The sequence below is a fragment of the Microbacterium sp. GbtcB4 genome, assembly GCF_019091465.1.
GTDB lineage: Bacteria > Actinomycetota > Actinomycetes > Actinomycetales > Microbacteriaceae > Microbacterium > Microbacterium paraoxydans.
This window is the reverse complement of the sequence record NZ_JAGXJJ010000003.1, coordinates 65,189-83,338: the sequence shown is the minus strand read 5'-3', so window position 1 is coordinate 83,338 and position 18,150 is coordinate 65,189. Positions and strand designations below refer to the sequence as shown.

At 70.8% G+C, this 18,150-nt stretch carries 18 protein-coding genes; 12 read left to right on the top strand and 6 right to left on the bottom strand.

Annotated features, from left to right (window positions below):
• The 5 genes from glmU (at position 1) to KVS71_RS06270 (ending at position 5,522) form a co-directional block, all read left to right on the top strand.
• A complete protein-coding gene (gene glmU, locus KVS71_RS06290; protein WP_105950193.1) occupies positions 1–1,431 on the top strand; it encodes a bifunctional UDP-N-acetylglucosamine diphosphorylase/glucosamine-1-phosphate N-acetyltransferase GlmU in 1,431 nt (476 codons plus the stop codon).
• Between the two features lie 7 nt (positions 1,432–1,438).
• Entirely contained in the window at positions 1,439–2,473 is a 1,035-nt protein-coding gene (locus tag KVS71_RS06285) for a ribose-phosphate diphosphokinase (RefSeq protein ID WP_025105636.1), read from the top strand.
• 92 nt (positions 2,474–2,565) lie between these two features.
• Complete coding sequence (locus tag KVS71_RS06280) at positions 2,566–3,042, top strand: FMN-binding protein (RefSeq protein WP_217584143.1); 477 nt, start codon at positions 2,566–2,568, stop codon at positions 3,040–3,042.
• A gap of 15 nt (positions 3,043–3,057) precedes the next feature.
• Positions 3,058–3,951: an FAD:protein FMN transferase gene (locus KVS71_RS06275; RefSeq protein WP_217584142.1), complete on the top strand. Its 894-nt coding sequence runs from the start codon at positions 3,058–3,060 to the stop codon at positions 3,949–3,951.
• Complete coding sequence (locus KVS71_RS06270) at positions 3,948–5,522, top strand: flavodoxin reductase (protein WP_217584141.1); 1,575 nt, start codon at positions 3,948–3,950, stop codon at positions 5,520–5,522. The genes KVS71_RS06275 and KVS71_RS06270 overlap by 4 nt, the downstream gene beginning before the upstream one ends.
• Before the next feature lie 33 nt (positions 5,523–5,555).
• On the opposite strand, the gene KVS71_RS06265 is transcribed toward KVS71_RS06270, so the two are convergent.
• Both KVS71_RS06265 and KVS71_RS06260 read right to left on the bottom strand, forming a co-directional pair.
• Complete coding sequence (locus KVS71_RS06265) at positions 5,556–7,049, bottom strand: ATP-binding protein (protein WP_217584140.1); 1,494 nt, start codon at positions 7,047–7,049, stop codon at positions 5,556–5,558.
• 26 nt (positions 7,050–7,075) lie between these two features.
• Positions 7,076–7,804, bottom strand: a complete 729-nt coding sequence (locus tag KVS71_RS06260) for a response regulator transcription factor (protein ID WP_025105641.1) — start codon at positions 7,802–7,804, stop codon at positions 7,076–7,078.
• A gap of 164 nt (positions 7,805–7,968) precedes the next feature.
• Here KVS71_RS06260 and KVS71_RS06255 point away from each other — a divergent pair, with 164 nt between their 5' ends.
• The 3 genes from KVS71_RS06255 to KVS71_RS06245 all read left to right on the top strand — a co-directional run bounded on the left by KVS71_RS06255 (position 7,969) and on the right by KVS71_RS06245 (position 11,529).
• Positions 7,969–9,435: an ABC transporter permease gene (locus tag KVS71_RS06255; protein ID WP_217584139.1), complete on the top strand. Its 1,467-nt coding sequence runs from the start codon at positions 7,969–7,971 to the stop codon at positions 9,433–9,435.
• A 38-nt stretch (positions 9,436–9,473) separates the two neighbouring features.
• Positions 9,474–10,202 carry an ABC transporter ATP-binding protein gene (locus KVS71_RS06250; protein WP_254635519.1) on the top strand — a complete coding sequence of 243 codons (729 nt, stop codon included), beginning with the start codon at positions 9,474–9,476 and terminating at the stop codon, positions 10,200–10,202.
• A 76-nt stretch (positions 10,203–10,278) separates the two neighbouring features.
• Positions 10,279–11,529: an FAD-binding oxidoreductase gene (locus KVS71_RS06245; protein WP_217584138.1), complete on the top strand. Its 1,251-nt coding sequence runs from the start codon at positions 10,279–10,281 to the stop codon at positions 11,527–11,529.
• 51 nt (positions 11,530–11,580) lie between these two features.
• Here the strand turns inward: KVS71_RS06245 and gndA are convergent, their stop codons facing one another.
• Entirely contained in the window at positions 11,581–13,035 is a 1,455-nt protein-coding gene (gndA, locus tag KVS71_RS06240) for an NADP-dependent phosphogluconate dehydrogenase (protein WP_217584137.1), read from the bottom strand.
• Between the two features lie 162 nt (positions 13,036–13,197).
• Between gndA and KVS71_RS06235 the strand changes: the two genes are divergently transcribed.
• Both KVS71_RS06235 and KVS71_RS06230 read left to right on the top strand, forming a co-directional pair.
• Complete coding sequence (locus tag KVS71_RS06235; protein ID WP_217584136.1) at positions 13,198–14,256, top strand: D-2-hydroxyacid dehydrogenase; 1,059 nt, start codon at positions 13,198–13,200, stop codon at positions 14,254–14,256.
• 19 nt (positions 14,257–14,275) lie between these two features.
• Positions 14,276–14,800 carry a gluconokinase gene (locus KVS71_RS06230; RefSeq protein ID WP_217584135.1) on the top strand — a complete coding sequence of 175 codons (525 nt, stop codon included), beginning with the start codon at positions 14,276–14,278 and terminating at the stop codon, positions 14,798–14,800.
• On the opposite strand, the gene KVS71_RS20230 is transcribed toward KVS71_RS06230, so the two are convergent.
• Entirely contained in the window at positions 14,785–14,910 is a 126-nt protein-coding gene (locus KVS71_RS20230; RefSeq protein WP_255218687.1) for a hypothetical protein, read from the bottom strand. The two genes, KVS71_RS06230 and KVS71_RS20230, sit on opposite strands and share 16 nt — an antisense overlap.
• A 224-nt stretch (positions 14,911–15,134) precedes the next feature.
• Here KVS71_RS20230 and KVS71_RS06225 point away from each other — a divergent pair, with 224 nt between their 5' ends.
• Together KVS71_RS06225 and pth are read left to right on the top strand one after the other, a co-directional pair.
• The gene (locus KVS71_RS06225; RefSeq protein WP_025105648.1) at positions 15,135–15,752 is read left to right on the top strand and encodes a 50S ribosomal protein L25/general stress protein Ctc; all 618 of its coding nucleotides are present in this window, start codon (positions 15,135–15,137) and stop codon (positions 15,750–15,752) included.
• 96 nt (positions 15,753–15,848) lie between these two features.
• Positions 15,849–16,430, top strand: coding sequence for an aminoacyl-tRNA hydrolase (gene pth, locus KVS71_RS06220; protein ID WP_025105649.1), 582 nt, complete (start codon positions 15,849–15,851; stop codon positions 16,428–16,430).
• Positions 16,431–16,449: 19 nt separating this feature from the next.
• Here pth and KVS71_RS06215 read toward each other — a convergent pair whose 3' ends face one another.
• Complete coding sequence (locus KVS71_RS06215) at positions 16,450–17,091, bottom strand: hypothetical protein (protein WP_217584134.1); 642 nt, start codon at positions 17,089–17,091, stop codon at positions 16,450–16,452.
• A gap of 26 nt (positions 17,092–17,117) precedes the next feature.
• Positions 17,118–18,122, bottom strand: coding sequence for a tryptophan--tRNA ligase (gene trpS, locus KVS71_RS06210; protein WP_082749972.1), 1,005 nt, complete (start codon positions 18,120–18,122; stop codon positions 17,118–17,120).
• Positions 18,123–18,150: the final 28 nt, after the last annotated feature.

The window sequence follows — 18,150 nt, the reverse complement described above, 5'->3', positions numbered from 1 at the left end:
ATGACTGAGAACAACCTCGCCGTCGTCGTCCTCGCCGCGGGCCAAGGCACGCGCATGAAGTCGCGCCTGCCGAAGGTGCTGCACCGGATCAGCGGGCGGCCTCTGGTCGGACACGTGCTGACGACGGCGACTCGGCTGCACCCGTCGCACATCGAGGTCGTCGTGCGGCACGAGCGCGATCAGGTCGTCTCCGCGCTGCGTGAGGACTACCCGGACGCCGTCTTCATCGACCAGGACGAGGTTCCGGGCACGGGCCGCGCCGTCCAGGTCGCCGTCGACGCGCTCCCCGCAGACTTCGACGGCGACGTGCTCGTGCTCTCCGGCGACTGCCCGCTGGCCGATGCCGAGACGCTCTCGACGTTCCTCGCCGAGCACCGCGCCTCCGGAGCGCCGGCGACCCTCATGACCGCCCTCGTCGACGACCCCACCGGCTACGGGCGGGTCATCCGCGATGCCGACGGCACCGTGGACCGCATCGTCGAGCAGAAGGACGCGACGGCGGAGGAGGCGGCGGTCAGCGAGATCAACGCCGGGATGTACGTCTTCCGCGCTGCCACACTGCGCACCTACCTGCCCCGGATCGGCGTGGACAACGCCCAGGGGGAGATGTACCTGACCGACGTGCCCGGCCTCGTGCGCCGGGACGGCGACCGGGTCGCGGCGTCGATCGTGTCGGACGTCGAGGTCACGTTCGGGGTCAACGACCGCGCCCAGCTCGCCGAGGTCGGCCGTCGTCTGAACGCCCGCATCGTCCGTCGCTGGCAGCTCGAGGGCGTCACCATCGTCGACCCGGCCACGACGTGGATCGACGACGACGCCACGCTCGCGCCCGACGTCACGATCCTGCCGAACACGCAGATCCTGCGCGCGACGACGATCGCCGCGGGCGCGACGATCGGACCGGACACGACTCTCGTCGACTGCGAAGTGGGAGAGGATGCGGTCGTCCGTCGCACCGACGCCACTCTGGCCGTGATCGGCGCCGAGGCGACCGTGGGCCCGTTCTCCTACCTCCGCGCCGGCACCGTGCTCGGCCCGAAGGGCAAGATCGGCGCCTATGTCGAGACGAAGAACGCCGAGATCGGCGAGGGGAGCAAGGTGCCGCACCTGTCGTACGTGGGCGATGCGACGATCGGCCGTGGCGTCAACCTCGGCGCGAGCACCATCACGGCGAACTACGACGACGTCAACAAGCACCGCACGGAGATCGGCGACGAGGTGCACACCGGCTCGCACACGGTGCTGGTCGCGCCCGTTAGGCTTGGTCCTGGTGCGAAGACCGGCGCCGGCGCCGTCGTCCGCAAGGACGTCCCGGCCGGTGCCCTGGCCATGAGCGTGGCCCCCCAGCGCAACATCGAGGGGTGGGTCGAGAAGAACAGAGCAGGGACGGGCGCGGCGGATGCCGCGGCCCGGGAGAATTCGGCGGAATAGGCGGAGCATGGCCCGGAAGAAGAAGACGGTCGACCTGGATCGCGACAACGGCGTGGCCCCCGGCCTCGTCGCCAAGACGAAGAAGCGTCTGGTCATCGCTGGTGGTCGATCGCATCCCGAGCTGACGGCGGCCGTCGCCGCTTCGCTCGGCACCGAGATCGCTCCGGTCGAGCACCGTACCTTCGCCTCCGGCGAGATCTACGCGCGCTTCGAGGTCTCGATCCGCGGCTGCGACCTCTTCCTCGTGCAGACCTTCGGGGAGCCGGTCAACGAGTGGCTCATGGAGACGCTCATCATGATCGACGCCGCCAAGCGCGCCTCGGCCAAGCGCATCACCGTCGTCGCGCCGTACTATCCGTATTCGCGTCAGGACAAGAAGGGCCGTGGCCGTGAGCCCATCAGCGCCCGCCTCGTCGCTGATCTGCTGAAGACGGCAGGCGCCGACCGCGTGATGAGCGTCGACCTGCACGCCGCCCAGATCCAGGGCTTCTTCGACGGCCCCGTCGACCACCTGTTCGCCAAGCCGGTGCTCCTGGACCACTTCGAGCGCACGCTCACGCCGGAGGACCGCGAGATCCTCACGGTCGTCTCCCCGGACATGGGGCGCGTTCGCGTCGCCGACACCTGGTCGGACAGCCTCGGCGCGCCGCTCGCGATCATCCACAAGCGCCGCGACCCGAAGGTCGCCAACCAGGTCTCGGTGCACGAGATCGTCGGCACCGTGGAGGGACGCACCTGTCTCCTCGTCGACGACATGATCGACACCGGCGGCACGATCGTCAAGGCGGCGCAGGCGCTCAAGGCGAACGGCGCGCACCGCGTGATCGTCGCGGCGACCCACGCGATCTTCAGCGACCCGGCCTCCGAGCGGCTGCAGGATGCGGCGATCGACGAGGTCGTCGTCACGGACACCATCCCGCTCTCCGCGTCGCGTCGTTGGGAGAACCTCACGGTGCTGCCGATCGCGCCGCTGCTCGCGCGGGCGATCCATGAGGTCTTCGAAGACGGCTCCGTCACGAGCATGTTCGGCGGAGACGCGTAACTCATCGGGACGGCACAGCCCGTGCATAGCCGGGCTGCTTACGGTCGAGTCATCGACGGAAGAGTCGACCGACGACGACCACGGAGGACCCCATGATCCGCACGACCGTTCCGACCTCTGTCCGCACCGGCACTGCCCTCCTCGGGGTCGCAGGGCTGTTCGTCCTCGCGGGATGCTCGTCGACCGGCGACGCCGCAGACACCTCGACCGGCACCGACGAGACCGCGGGGTCGAGCTCCTCGTCCTCGTCGAGCGGGGGTGACGCCTCCGGCACCTACACCGACGGCACGTACACCGCCGACGGCTCGTACCAGACCCCGGAGACGGTGGAGGAGATCACCGTCACGCTCACCCTCGCCGACGGCGTCGTGACGGAGGTCGAGGTGACCGGCGACCCGAAGGCTCCGGAGACCGAGCGGTACCAGGGCGAGTTCATCGACGGGATCGCCGACGAGGTCGTGGGGCAGCCGATCGACGAGCTGAACGTCAGCCGCGTCGCCGGGTCGTCGCTCACGAGCGGCGGCTTCAACGACGCCGTGGCCTCCATCAAGGAGCAGGCCGCCGCCTAGGCGCGAGGCGTCCTCATGGGGGAGTGGCGATTCGAGGCGATCGGCACCGGGTGGGAGATCGAGACCGGTGCCCCGCTCACGGATGACGTCCGCGCGTCCGTGACGGCCGAGATCGAGCGCTTCGATCGCCTCTGGTCCCGCTTCCGCGACGACTCCGACGTGGTGCGTCTCGGCCGGTCGGGCGGCTCGCTGACCGCTCCGGACGCGGGGCCGATGCTCGATGCCTATCGCGAGCTCGATGCCGCGACGGCCGGTGCGGTGAACCCCCTGGTCGCCGACAGCCTGGAGGCCCTGGGCTATGACGCCGCCTACTCGCTGCGGGCGGGGGAGCCCCGCCCCGCTCCCGCCTCCTGGACATCCCGGCTGACCTGGGCGGCGGACACGGTCGAGGCGCACGAGCCCGCCCTCCTCGACGTGGGCGCCCTCGGCAAGGGGCGTCTCGTCGATCGCGTGATGGCGGTGCTGGCCGACGTTCCCGGGGACGTGGTCGTGGATGCCGGCGGAGACATCCGGGTGCGCGGCGCCGGCGTGCGCGTCGCTCTCGAGCACCCGTTCGATGCGCGGAAGGCGATCGGCGTGGTCGAGATCACCGACGGCGCGCTGTGCGCCTCGGCCGTCAATCGACGGGCCTGGGGCGAGGGCCTCCACCACGTGCTCGATGCGCGGACGGGACGGCCCGTCCGCACCTGGGCCGCGACGTGGGCTCTCGCCCCGGAGGCGATGACGGCGGATGCCGTGGCCACCGCGCTGTTCTTCGACGGCGGCCCGGAGCTGGCCGCCCGCTGGGGCGTCGAGTGGGTGCGCATGACCACCGACGGCCGTGTGCAGCGCTCGCCCGGTTGCCACGCCGAGCTCTTCACCGCGGCACCCGCCGCTGCTGCCGGAACCCGGGGAGACAGGAACCCATGACCACCGCCTTCGCCGCCGCCCGCCAGCGCGTCCCCGCCGTCCTCGGCGCGCTGTCGATGTACCGCCTCGTGCTGTTCGCGCTGACGGCACTGGCCATCATCGCCCTCGTGCTGTCCCTGTTCGGGGTGATCGTGTCTCCGACGCCGGGGGAACTGGTGGCGTCCTTCCTCGTGCTCGCGGTCGTGATCTCGGCCGTGGACGCGGTCGCGCAGCGCCTTCTCCGCCTGCCCTGGCGCGTGGAGTCCTCACTCGTCACTGCCCTCATCCTCCTGTTCGTGCTGCGTCCCGGCATCGAGCCGTCGGCGCTGCTCGGCCTCGGGATCGCCGGTGCGGTGGCCAGCGTGTCCAAGTACCTCATCGCCTGGCGAGGGCGGCACATCTTCAACCCGGCGGCGTTCGGTGCCGCGGTCGTGTCGATCCTGGGGGCGTTCGGGGCGTTCAGCTGGCTCGGTACCTCGTCCTCCTGGTGGGTCGGCACCCCGGTTCTCGTGATCCCCGTCGTCCTCCTCGGGCTCGCCGTGCTCTGGCGTACGGAGAAGGTCGGGGTCGTCCTGCTCTTCCTCGTCGTCGCCGTCGCCACCTCGATCGTGCGGCAGGCGGTGCAGGCCGTGCAGTTCGACGTCTCCTTCGACGTCGTGACGGCGCTGTCGTTCGCGGTGCTCCAGTCGCCGTTCCTCTTCCTCGGCGCGTTCATGCTGTCGGAGCCCTTGACGCTCCCGCCGCGTCGTCGGCAGCAGCTCGTCGTCGCCGTCGTGGTGGGCGTACTCGCGGGGTGGCCGATCTCGGTGGCCGGTCTGTTCACGCTCGGACAGGAGCGCGCTCTGCTCATCGGGAACCTCGTGGCCTTCGCGTTCGCGCTCCGCGGGTCCGTGCGTCTCGTCCTGGAGAGCCGCGCCTCCGTGACGCCGACTGCCCAGGAGCTCACCTTCCGGGCGAAGGGCCGCGTGCGGTTCCTCCCCGGGCAGTATCTCGAGCTCGACGTGCCGCACCGACGGCCGGACGCGCGGGGGACCCGCCGCGAGTTCAGCATCGTGTCCGCTCCGGCCGACCTGCCGATCCTCCGCATCGCGTACAAGAACGGCGACCAGCAGCACCCGTCGAGCTACAAGCGGGCTCTCGCGGCAGCCGAGCCCGGTGCGACGTTCGCGGTGACCGGAACCTGGGGCGACTTCATCCTCCCGCGCGGTGAGCAGCCGGTGCTCATGGTCGCGGCAGGCATCGGTGTGACGCCGTTCGTGTCGCAGCTCCGGCAGCTTCAGGCGACGGGGGAGCGGCGCGACGTCGTCCTCGTCTACGTGGCGTCCTCGGCGGAGGAGCTCGCCTTCCGCGACGAGCTCGCCGCGACGGGTGTGCGCACCGTCGTGTTCACCCGTGATGAGCCGGACGACCTCCCCGCGCACTGGACCTGGGCGCAGGGGGCCCGCCTGGACGCGGAGACCCTGGAGCGCGCGGTGGGGGACCTCTCGGCGCGGCACGCCTTCATCTCCGGCCCGCCGCGGCTCATCGCCGACCTCGCGCCCGCGCTGCAGAAGGCCCGGTCGCTCACCACCGACGCCTTCGCCGGGTACTGACCTGACCCTCTTCCTCCCGTTCGGGGCCCCGGGTCAGGCGTCGGGCGGAGTCTCGCCGGGATGAGTCAGCGGGATCCGGACGGTGAAGGTCGTGTCGCCGGGCTCGCTGTCGACCGAGATGCGGCCGTGGTGGCCCTCCACGATGGCCTTGACGATCGCGAGACCGAGTCCGGTCCCTCCGGTCTGCCGGGCGCGGGAGCTGTCTCCGCGGGCGAACCGGGCGAAGAGCTCGTCGCGGAGGGCGGGATCGATCCCCGGGCCGTCGTCGTGCACGCGGAGCACGGCCTCGTCGCCCTCCCGGGCCACGCTCAGCGTCACCGTGGTCCCCGCAGGGGTGTGGGTCCTGGCATTGGCCAGCAGGTTCGCGACGACCTGATGCAGCCGCCCTGCATCACCGACGACGGTGACCGGCTCATCCGGCACCTCGATGTTCCAGTGATGATCGACCGCCGTCGGCCGCGCATCCGAGAGGCCCTCGAGGGCGAGCTGGGCGAGGTCGACCGTGCCGTACACGAGTTCTCGTCCCTCGTCGAGACGGGCGAGGAGCAGGAGGTCCTCCACGAGCCGTGTCATGCGCAGCGACTGCGCCTGGATGCGCTCCAAGGAGGAGGTCGTGCCCTCGATGACCGCGTCTTCCTTCGTCGCCTCCGGTGCCTGACGCAGCGCTCGCAACGAGAGCTCCGAGTAGCCGCGGATCGAGGCCAGCGGCGTGCGCAGCTCATGGCTCGCGTCGGCGACGAACCGGCGCATCTGCTCCTCGTTCTTCTGGCGCGCCGCGAGGGACGTGTCCACGTGGTCGAGGAGCTTGTTGAGCGCGGCGCCGACGAGCCCGGTCTCCGTCCGCGGATCGGCCTCGCTCGCCGGTACGCGCTCGGTGATGCTGACCTCGCCGCGGTCGAGCTGCTGATTGGCGACTCTCGTCGCGGTCGCTGCAACCGCCCGCAGCGGCCGAAGCCCGACCCGGATCGTGACCGCCGTCGTCAGGGCGAGGAGGATCAGGCCGCCCGCCGTCGCGAGCAGGATCACGGTGAGGAGCTGCGTGAGCTGATTCTGGACGTCGTCGCGGGGGAGCCCCGTGACGACGACGACGCCGTTGCTCGCGGTGGTCGCGACGACCCGATACGAGCCGAGGCCGTCGAACGAGACCGTGGCAGGGGTGCCGAGCGCGACCGTGCCGTACAACCTCTGCAACTGCTCGGGAGTGAGCGACTGCGGCGTGCTGTTCAACGCCCCACGGCTCTCCTGGAACGTGACGCCGCTCGGTCCGGCCACGGGGCTCCCGAGCGAGAGCAGCAGCCCGGGGACGCGGGTGTTGAGGAGGGGGAGGATGTTGTCGACGGTCGCCTCGGAGGGCGCGACCCGCTCCACGATCCCGTCCCGGATCGTCGCAGCGTAGGTCTTCACCTTGTTGTCGAGCTGGTCCTCGAGCGTGCTGCCCAGGGTGGCGCTGGTGATGACGGCGACGATGACGAGGATCAGCGACACGAACCCGATCACCGCGGTCATCAGCCGCGTCTGCAGGCTCATGGGCCGCCGCGTCACCGTCGCTCCGCTCACTGCGGGGCCTTGATCATGTAGCCGACGCCGCGCACGGTGTGCAGGAGGGGCGTGCGGCCGGCGTCGATCTTCTTCCGGAGGTACGAGATGTAGAGCTCCACGACCGACGACTTGCCACCGAAGTCGTAGCTCCAGACGCGGTCCAGGATCTGCGCCTTGGACAGCACCCGGCGCTCGTTGCGCATGAGGTAGCGCAGCAACTCGAACTCGGTCGCGGTCAGCTCGATCTCCACGCCGTCCCGGACGACCTCGTGGCTGTCCTCGTTGAGCGTGAGATCGGCGACGCGGAGGATCGACTGCCCGTCGTCGGCGCTGGCGTGTCCGGTGCGCCGGATGATCGCGCGGAGCCGGGCGATCACCTCTTCCAGGCTGAACGGCTTGGTCACGTAATCGTCGCCCCCGGCGGTGAGCCCGGCGACGCGGTCGCCCACGGCATCCTTCGCCGTGAGGAAGAGGACCGGGACGAGGTTGCCTGCTTCGCGGAGGCGCTTCAGCACGGCCATCCCGTCGAGGTCGGGCATCATGATGTCGAGCACGAGGGCGTCCGGTTCGAACTCCTTCGCGACCTGGATCGCCTCGAGGCCGGAGGAGGCGGTGCGCACCTCCCAGCCCTCCATGCGCAGGGCCATGGCGAGCAGATCGGTGAGCATCTGCTCGTCGTCCACGGCGAGGATGCGCAGAGGGGAGCCGTCGGGGCGGCGCAGTTCGGGCAGGTCGCTGGTCATGCCTCTATTCTGCGGAACTTCCTATGTGATTTCTATGGAGCAGGCTATGGGTTCTCTGGGAGATGTCCGCCTCATAGAACCCTCATCATCCGTCCCTCGAATCCGCATAACGGTCGTCCCTAGCGTCGGTTCCGCGCCGCGATCGTCGCGGCGGGAGGAGAGACATGTACGGACGATATCTGCGGCGCGAACTCGCGGGCCGCAAGAAGCAGACGGCGATCGTGGCCATCGGGCTCGCGATCGCGATCGGACTCGTAATCGTGGTGAACGCCCTGACGACCGGTGTGCGCGACGCCCAGGCGCAGTCGCTGGCAGCGGTCTACGGAGTGGGGACGGATCTGACCGTCACGGGTGCCGCCGCGGAACCGGGCGACGGGACAGGACCGCGGTTCGAGTTCGACGAGGACGCGGGGGAGAGCGACGGCGAGACCACGACCCTGGAGCAGTCGACCCTGCGCACGGACTTCGGCCGGACGACGCTCGACGCCGCGGTGCTGGACACGGTCGCCGGTACCGATGGCGTCGCCGCCGCGACCGGTGCGCTGAGCCTGACGAACTCGACCTTCTCCGGTGAGCTGCCGAGTGGCGGCTTCGGCGGGCAGGACGGTGCGGAGGGCGGCGAGGCGCCCGCGGAGGGCCAGGCGCCTCCGCAGGGTGGCGGCGGGGGCGGAGGCGGTGCGTTCGGCATCGACTCGTTCACCGTCCTCGGCATCGACCCGTCCGCGTCGGAGGTCGGCCCGCTGGCCTCCGCCGAGATCGGCGAGGGGCGTGGGCTGGACGCCGACGACAGCGGAGCCCTCGTCGCGCTGGTGGACAGCACGTACGCCGCGAGCGAGGACATCGCCGTCGGCGACACCCTGGACGTCGCGGGCTCCGACGTCGAGGTCGTCGGCCTCCTCACCTCGGCGTCGGATGCCGCAGACACCGCGGCGGACGTCTACCTCCCGCTCGACACCGCGCAGGAGCTGGCCGGCGTGGAGGACGTGATCTCCACGGTGTACGTGCAGGCGGATTCGGCGGCGTCCATCGACGAGGTGCAGACGGCCCTGGCGGAGGAGCTACCCGACGCCACCGTCTCCTCACAGTCCGAGCTCGCTGCGACGGTGTCCGGCTCGCTCTCGAACGCGACGGCGCTCGTCACGAATCTCGGCACCTGGCTGTCGATCATCGTCCTCGCCGTCGCCGTGCTGCTCTCGGTGCTCCTCACCCTCTCCGGCGTCGGCCGCCGCACCCGCGAGTTCGGCACCCTGAAGGCGATGGGGTGGTCGAACGGCCGCGTCGTGCGCCAGGTCGCCGGGGAGTCGATGGTGCAGGGACTCCTCGGAGGCGCAGCTGGTCTCGTGCTCGGCCTCGCCGGGATCCTGATCATCACCGTCATGCAGCCGACCGTGGCCGCCGGATCCACGGCCGTCGGCGGAGGCCCGAACGGAGGAGGAGGCTTCGGCGGCCCCGGCGGCATGGCCCCGGGCGCGGAGACCGCCACCGACATCGTGCTGCAGGCGCCGCTGACCCCCTGGGTGCTCGTCGCCGCCGTGGGCCTCGCGGTGCTGGGCGGGCTCGTCGCCGGCGCCTTCGGAGGCTGGCGGGCGGCGCGACTGAGCCCCGCCGAGGCCCTGCGGTCCGTCGCATGAGCGGCGTCGCGAACCACACAGGAGAGAAGGAGACCGAGATGACCACGATGACGGATTCCGAGGCCCGCGTTCCGGCCCCGTCGGCGGCGACCCCGCTGTACCAGGCGACGGGCGTCACCCGCACCTATACGCGGAAGGGACGGACGGTGACGGCGCTCACGGGCGTCGACCTGGAGATCATGCCCGGCGCATTCGTCACGATCCAGGGGCCGACCGGAGGGGGCAAGTCGACGCTGTTGCAGCTGCTGGGGGCGCTCGACACCCCGACCTCCGGGACGCTGCAGCTGGACGGCCGTGAACTGTCGTCGGCCTCGCCGTCGGAGCTGGGACGGATCCGCGCGCAGGAGATCGGATTCGTCTTCCAGGGGTTCAACCTGATCCCGACGCTGACGGCGGCGGAGAACGTCGACATGGCCCTGGAGCCGCTCGGCATCGACCCGGCGGAACGACGCACGCGGGTCGCCGCCGCCCTCGCCCACGTCGGCCTGGCGGACCGCGGAGACCATCGTCCCGCAGAGTTGTCCGGTGGACAGCAGCAGCGTGTCGCGATCGCGCGGGCGATCGTCAAGCGCCCGCGGGTGCTGCTCGCGGACGAGCCGACGGGCAACCTCGACGAGAGGATGCGCGACGAGATCCTCGACCTCCTCGAGCGGCTGTGCGCGGAGGGCATCACCATGGTCGTGGTCACGCACGACTCCGCGGTGGCGCGACGCGCGACGAAGCGGCTGCGTCTGACGCAGGGGACGGTGAAAGACACCACCCGATAGCCGGCGGCGCGGGGGAGGGGCGGACGGCGAGCCGCCCCTCTTCCGCGATGTCCGACCCCGGGTCTACCGTGTGCTCATGGTCGACCACGTCGAATCCGCACAGCCCACCGTCCACCGTCCCTCCACCGTCTCCGAGGTGGCCGCGCTCGTCCGCGCCGCCGCGCAGGAGGCGGTCCCCCTGACCGTCGTCTCCGGCGGCCACGGGCCCTGGTCCCACGCCTCCGCCCCCGGTCTGCGGCTCGAACTCGGGGAGCTCTCCTCGATCGAGGTCGACGGCACCGCCGTACGCCTCGGTGGCGGTGCTGTCTGGGGCGATGTCGCGACAGCCCTCGCCGCCCATGGCCTCGCCCTGAGCTCCGGCGACACGGCCAGCGTCGGTGTCGGCGGTCTCACGCTCGGCGGCGGCATCGGCTGGATGGTGCGCGCCTGGGGCCTCGCCGTCGATCAGCTCGTCGGCGCCCAGGTCGTCACCGCGAGCGGAGACGTGGTGGAGGTGTCGGCCACGCAGCATCCCGACCTGTTCTGGGCGCTGCGCGGCGGTGGCGGCAACTTCGGCATCGTCACCCGTTTCGATTTCGAGGCGCATCGTCTGCCGGGGATCGCGCTGGCCGAGTCCGTCGTCGAAGGTGACGCGACGGCCGTGCTCCGGGCTGCGCGCGAACTCCTCCGCGACGCCCCGCGCGAACTGACCGTCACGTACATGGACGTGCCGCCCATGGACCCGAGTGCTCCGGCCGGTGCCCGGCTGACCGCCGTGTGGGCAGGGCCCGACCCGGAGGCGCTGCGTGTGGAGCTCGCGCCGATCACCGCCCTCGACGGTGTCACGACGGAGATCACCGAGCCCGCCTACCGGGACATCCTGATGGAGATGCCGCAGCCCGAGGGCGGCGAGGCTCCCGCCCCTCCCGGGTTCCTCGGCGGGAACGGGCTCGTCGCCGACCTCGACGATGAGACGATCGATCGGCTGGTGGCGTATCGGCGGGAGTTCCCCGCCTCGGTCGTCTTCCTCCGGTCCCTCGGCGGGGCGTTCGGCGACGTGCCGCAGGAGGAGACGGCATTCCCGGCGCGCAGCGCGACCTGGTTCGTCATGGCCGGTGCCTTCGACGTCCCCGGACTGCTCGACGAGCAGGGGCGTGAGAAAGCCGCCGCCGACGCGCAGCGGATCGTCGAGGGCCGCCTCGCCGAGTACAGCAACTTCGTCGACCGCGAGCGACCGGACGCGGTGTCCGGGATGTACGGCCGCGACGGCTACGCGCGTCTGCGGGCGGTGAAGGCGCAGTGGGACCCGCAGAACGTGTTCCGCCGCAACCACAACATCCTCGTCTGACGCACGAAGGGCCGGGCACCGTACGGTGCCCGGCCCTTCGCAGACCCGAGGTCAGTGCGTGTCTTCGGCCTCGATCTCGGAGCGGTCGCCCGACCACAGCGTGTGGAAGGTGCCCTCCTTGTCGATGCGCTTGTAGGTGTGCGCGCCGAAGAAGTCGCGCTGGCCCTGCACGAGAGCAGCCGGAAGGCGGTCGGCGCGGATGCCGTCGTAGTACGACAACGACGACGAGAACGCCGGAGCCGGGATGCCGGACTGCGCCGCCGTGACCACCACGCGGCGCCATGCCGCCTGGCCGCGGGTGAGCGCCTCGGCGAAGTACGGAGCCGTCATCAGCACGGGCAGGTCGGGCGTCTCGGCGTAGGCGTCCGCGATCCGGTTCAGGAACTGGGCACGGATGATGCAGCCGCCGCGCCAGATCTTGGAGATCGCACCGAGATCGATGTTCCAGCCGTACTCGGCGGCACCGGCGCGGATCTCGTCGAAGCCCTGCGAGTAGGCGACGATCTTGGAGGCGTAGAGCGCCAGGCGGACGTCCTCGACGAAGGCGTCGACCTCGTCGGCCGGGACCGTGAACTCCTCGTCCGGGCCAGGAAGCGCCGCGGCGACCGCGCGCTGCTCGGGGTGCGAGGAGAGGGAGCGGGCGAACGTCGCCTCGGCGATACCCGAGACCGGAACGCCGAGCGAGAGCGCGGTCTGCACGGTCCAGGCACCGGTGCCCTTCGCGCCGGCCTGGTCCAGGATGACGTCGACGAGCGGCTTGCCGGTGGACGCGTCGACCTGCCGCAGCACCTCGGCGGTGATCTCGATGAGGTACGACTCCAGCTCGCCGCGGTTCCACTCGGCGAAGATCTCGGCGATCTCCGCGGGCGTCTTGCCGGTGCCGCGACGGATGAGGTCGTAGGCCTCGGCGATGAGCTGCATGTCGGCGTACTCGATGCCGTTGTGCACCATCTTGACGAAGTGGCCGGCGCCGTCGTGGCCGACGTGCGTCACGCACGGCTCGCCCTCGGCGATCGCGGCGATGGACTTCAGGATGGGTCCGAGCGTGACCCAGGACTCGTCGGAGCCGCCCGGCATGATCGAGGGACCCGTGAGGGCCCCCTCCTCGCCGCCGGAGATGCCGGCGCCGACGAAGTTGATGCCGGTCTCGCGGACGGCCTTCTCGCGGCGGATGGTGTCCGGGAAGTAGGCGTTGCCGCCGTCGACGATGATGTCGCCCGGCTCGAAGACCTCGACGAGGGAGTCGATCACGGCGTCGGTCGGAGCTCCGGCCTTGACCATGATGATCGCGGTACGCGGCTTCTGCAGCGAATCGGCGAACTCCTGGTAGGTCTTCGCCGGGATGAAGCCCGCCTCGGGATGCTCGTCGAGGAGGGTCTGCGTCTTCTCGTAGCTGCGGTTGAAGATCGCCACGGTGTTGCCCTCGCGGCTCGCGAGGTTGCGGGCGAGGTTCGACCCCATGACGGCGAGTCCGACGACTCCGATGTTCGCTGATGCTTCGGGCACGGAAGGCTCCTCGGTCGTGAAGAAGGGTTGAGTTCAGCGTATCGCTGTAGGGCGGATCGAGGCGCACCCGTGACACGGCCCTGTCATCGTCCGCGGTGGCGGGCGTCCGGACGCTCGGGACCTCTACGCTGAGGAGAGCACAGGAGCTGGAGGGAGTCGGTCGTGACGGAGTCCGAGAAGAAGGTCCGCGCTGTCGTCGCGGTGCCGTTGGCGGAGGAGCTGTGCGGGCTCATCGAGGAGCTGGAGCCGCGGCTCGAGGTCGTCCACGATGCGGCGCTCGTGCCTCCTATGCGCGGCCCTGCAGACTGGTCGGGCGACCCTGACTTCACTCGCACGCCGGAGCAGCAACGGGCGTTCGACGACCTCGTCGACTCGGCGGACGTCCTCTTCGGCATCCCCGACGTCGACCCCGACGCGCTGGCGCGAACGGTGTCCGCGAACCCGCGGCTGCGGTGGGTCATGACCACGGCGGCCGGCGGCGGGAGCACCGTGAAGGCCGCGGGGCTCGACCGGGCGGATCTCGACCGCATCGTCTTCACCACCAGCGCGGGCGTCCACGGCGGCACGCTCGCCGAGTTCGCCGTCTTCGCGGTGCTCGCCGGGGCGAAGGACCTTCCACGCCTGCGGACGGATCAGGATCGCCGCGTCTGGCCCGACCGCTGGGAGATGCGTCAGGTCGACGAGATGACCGTGCTGGTGGTCGGGCTCGGCGGCATCGGCGCGGAGTGCGCCCGCCGGTTCCACGCGCTCGGCGCGCGGGTGTGGGGGACCAGTCGCTCCGGCCGCGCGGTCGAGGGTGTCGACCGTCTCATCGCGCCCGACGAGCTCGTGGGCGCGGTGGGCGAGGTCGACGCGATCGTCGTCACGCTGCCGGGCACCGAGCAGACCAGGCATCTCATCGGCGAGGAGGTCCTGCAGGCGGTGAAGCCCGGGGTCATCCTCACCAACGTCGGACGCGGCAGCGTCGTCGATGAGACGGCGCTTCTCGCCGCGCTCGACGACGGCCGCGTCGGCTTCGCCGGGCTGGACGTCTTCGAGCAGGAGCCGCTGCCCGCCGAGTCCCCGTTGTGGGCGCACCCCCGCGTCCTCGTCAGTCCGCACACCGCGGCGCTCAGCTCGAAGGAAGAGGAGCGCATCGCGCGGCGATTCGCTGAGAACGCCACCCGGCTGCTCGACGGACGCGAGCTGCGTGCAGTGGTCGACACGGTCGAGTTCTACTGAGGATCGACGGCAGGCCGGCATGAGCGTGCGCATCGTCGTGATGGGGCCCAGCGGCTCCGGGAAGTCGACGGTGGGTGCGGCGCTGGCCGAGGATCTCGGGGCGCGCTTCGTGGACGGGGACGACCTGCATCCGCTCACAAACGTCGAGAAGATGGCGGCGGGTATCGCCCTCGACGACGAGGACCGGATGCCGTGGCTGCGGGTGGTCGGACGGACGCTCGCCGCGGAGGCGCACATCGTGGTCGCGTGCTCCGCGCTGCGGCGGCGCTACCGGGATGCCATCAGGGCGGAAGCACCGGACGCCGTTTTCGTCGAGCTCGGCGTGGCACGGGAGACGCTCGCACGGCGGGTCGGCGGTCGCTCCGACCACTTCATGCCGGCCTCGCTGCTCGATTCTCAGCTCGACACGTGGGAACCGCTGACGGACGACGAGTCGGGGCTCCGGGTCGATGCCGCGCTTCCGCTGAGGCGCGAGGTGGCGGCGATCCGGAAGGCGCTCACCGCGGTGACGGGAGCGCCAGGGGGCGCTCAGTCCTTGCGGTAGCCCGAGCGGCCGAGGGAGAACAGGGCGGCGCCCGTTGCGACGGCGGCGCACAGCGACATGGCGCCGATCACCCAGAGGAGGACGTGAGAGAGGAACGCGGCGTCGAGCATGGAGGTACTCCGAATTTCTGCAGAGGGGACCGGTGTCCTCAGCCTATCGGGTCATCCGGTACCATGGAGTCGTACCTCGGCGAGGGACGCTTCTGCGCGTGCGCGGACGTCCGTGATCGACGCGGCGAAGCAAGCCCGGTGGCTTTCCTCACGCGTCCGCGTTCGAGTCCACAATTCCAAGACCACCGCGCGGCGCCTTCGCTGCGTGCCCGAAGGAGAACCTCATGTCTGAAGACACCACGGTCCACGCCGAGCTGCGCAGCAGCTTCGGCAAGGGCTTCGCCCGTCGTCTGCGCGCCGCCGGCAAGATCCCCGCGGTCATCTACGGCCACGGCACCGAGCCTGTGCACGTCGCGCTGCCGGGTCACCAGGTCTCCCTGATCATCCGTCGCGCCAACGCGCTGCTCGACCTCGACATCGAGGGCACCTCGCAGCTCGCGCTCGTCAAGGACGTGCAGAAGGACCCGGTGCACCAGATCATCGAGCACATCGACCTCCTGGTCGTGAAGAAGGGCGAGAAGGTCGCCATCGACGTCCCCGTCGTCGTGACCGGCGAGCCGGCTCCCGGCACCATCGTCAACCTCGACGCCACGACCATCCAGGTCGAGGCCGAGGCCACGCACATCCCCGAGAACATCGAGGTCTCGGTCGAGGGTCTCGAGGAGGGCGCGCACATCACCGCCGCCGACGTCACCCTCCCGAAGGGCTCGACGCTCCTCACCGACGCCGAGGTCCTCGTGGTCGCCATCTCCGTCCCGGCCGCTCCGGTCGAGGACGAGGAGACCGAGGGCGAGTCCGCCGAGGGCGCCGCCGAGGCGTCCGAGGAGGCCGCCGCGGAGTGATCTCCGCCTGCTTCATCACGGAGGGGACGCGATCGGATCGCGTCCCCTCCGTCGTATCCTGACCGGGGTGACGGCTCCGGCGAGAGAGGACGAGGAATGGCAGCGACCTGGCTCGTGGTCGGTCTCGGCAACCCCGGACCCCGCTATGAGGCGACCCGCCACAACATCGGCCAGATGGTCGTCGACGAGCTCGCGGCCCGGCGCGGCGAGAGCTTCCGGGAGCACAAGGGCGGCGCGCGCGTCGTGGAGACCTGGCTCCGCCCCGGCGCCGACAAGCTCGTGCTCGCGAAGCCGAACACGTTCATGAACGTCTCGGGTACGCCCGTCGCGGCGCTCGCCCGCTTCTACTCCGTCCCCCTCGATCACGTGGTCGTCGTGCACGATGAGCTCGACATCCCGTTCGACACGGTCAAGCTCAAGACCGGGGGAGGCCACGGCGGGCACAACGGCGTCCGCGACATCGCGCGAGCGCTCACGAGCCCGGACTTCCCCCGGGTGCGCGTGGGCATCGGCCGGCCGGTGGGGCGTCAGGACCCCGCCGACTGGGTGCTCTCCCCGTTCGGCAAGGACGAGCGCGCGAACCTGCCCCTCCTCGTGGGCGACGCAGCCGACGCCGTCGAGCTCCTCGTCGACGAGGGGCTGCTCGCCGCGCAGCAGAAGCACCACGCCCCTCGCTGAGGACGCGGCGCGCCGCGTGTCAGGTGGTGAAGGTGGCGTACCCCGCCGCCCCGCCGACGGCGAAAGCGGTGAAGACGGCGACGAAGAAGATGATCGCGCCGAGGACGGCGACGATGAGCGCGGCGATGCCCGCTCCGCGCCCCTGCTTGCGGCGGATCGCGATGATCCCCAGCACGATCGCGGCGATGCCGAGCACCGTCCCGGCCCAGAAGGACAGCTCCGTCCACAGCACCTGGTCGCGCGCGGGGGACAGGAATCCGAGATTGCCCGTGGAGCCGCTGAAGCCCTGCGGGATGCGGCGGCCGACCTCGAACGCGCTGACGCCGCCGATGATCGGCATGACGACGGCCGCGAGGATCGAGAGGCCGAGAGCGAGCAGGCCGAGGAATCCCGAGGGCTTCGGCGCGGCGTCCGGCGCGGTGTACGTGCCGGACGGTGCCGCGTAGCCGCCCACGGGCACCTGATACGCCCCGGGAGGCGCGGCAGGGGGTGCCGGCTGGCCGTATCCGCCGGCGGGCGGGTACGTTGCCGGAGGAGCAGGCGGCGCCGACGGATACGCGGGCGGCGGGACCGCACCGGATGCCGGCTCCTGCGGGACCGAGGTCGCCGGGGGCAGGGGTGGCACGGCGCCGGGCGGAGGGGGCAGCTGCGGATCGGTCACGATGTCATCCTAGGGTCGGCTGCGGCTCACACCCGGCGCAGCAGTCCGACGCGGTCGTACACGTCGGACAGCGTGCGATCGGCGACGGCGTCGGCACGGGCGGCGTTCTCGGCGAGGATCCGGTCGAGCTCCGCCGGGTCGTCGAGGAGCTCGAGGGCACGGTCGCGCACCGGGGCGAACTCCTCCACGACGACCTCGGCGAGGCCCTTCTTGAAGTCGCCGTAGCCGCGGCCCGCGTACTCGTCCTCGATCGCCGGGATCTGACGGCCGGTCAGGGCGGCGTAGATGGTCAGCAGGTTCGAGACGCCGGGCTTGGCCTCCCGATCGAACCGCACGGTGCCCTCGTTGTCGGTCACCGCGCGCATGATCTTCTTCGCCGACTTCGCCGGGTCGTCGAGCATCCACAGCACACCGGCGTCGCTCTCGGCCGACTTCGACATCTTCGCCGTCGGGTTCTGCAGGTCGTAGATCCTCGCCGTCTCCTTCTGGATGACCGGGACCGGCACCGTGAAGGTCTCGCCGAACCGCGAGTTGAAGCGCTCCGCGAGGTCGCGGGTGAGCTCTACGTGCTGCTTCTGGTCGTCGCCGACCGGCACGACGTCGGTCTGGTAGAGCAGGATGTCGGCGGCCATGAGCACCGGATAGGTGAAGAGGCCGACGCTGGTCGCATCGGCGCCGTAGCGGGCCGACTTGTCCTTGAACTGGGTCATGCGTCCGGCCTCGCCGAAGCCGGTGATCGTGCTGAGGATCCAGGCGAGCTCGGCATGCGCGCGGACGTGCGACTGCACGTACAGCGTCGACTGCGACGGCTCGATGCCCGCGGCGATGTACTGCGCGGCGGTACGGCGGGTCTTCTCGCGCAGCTCGGCCGGGTTCTGGGCGACCGTGAGGGCGTGCAGGTCGACGACGGAGAAGAACGCGTCGTACGAGGTCTGGAGCTCCCGCCACTGCAGGAGCGCGCCGATGTAGTTGCCGATCTGGAGGGAGTCGGCGGAGGGCTGCATTCCGGAGTAGAGACGAGGCTTGTTCACCCGTCAATCCTATGCGTCTGCGCGGCGA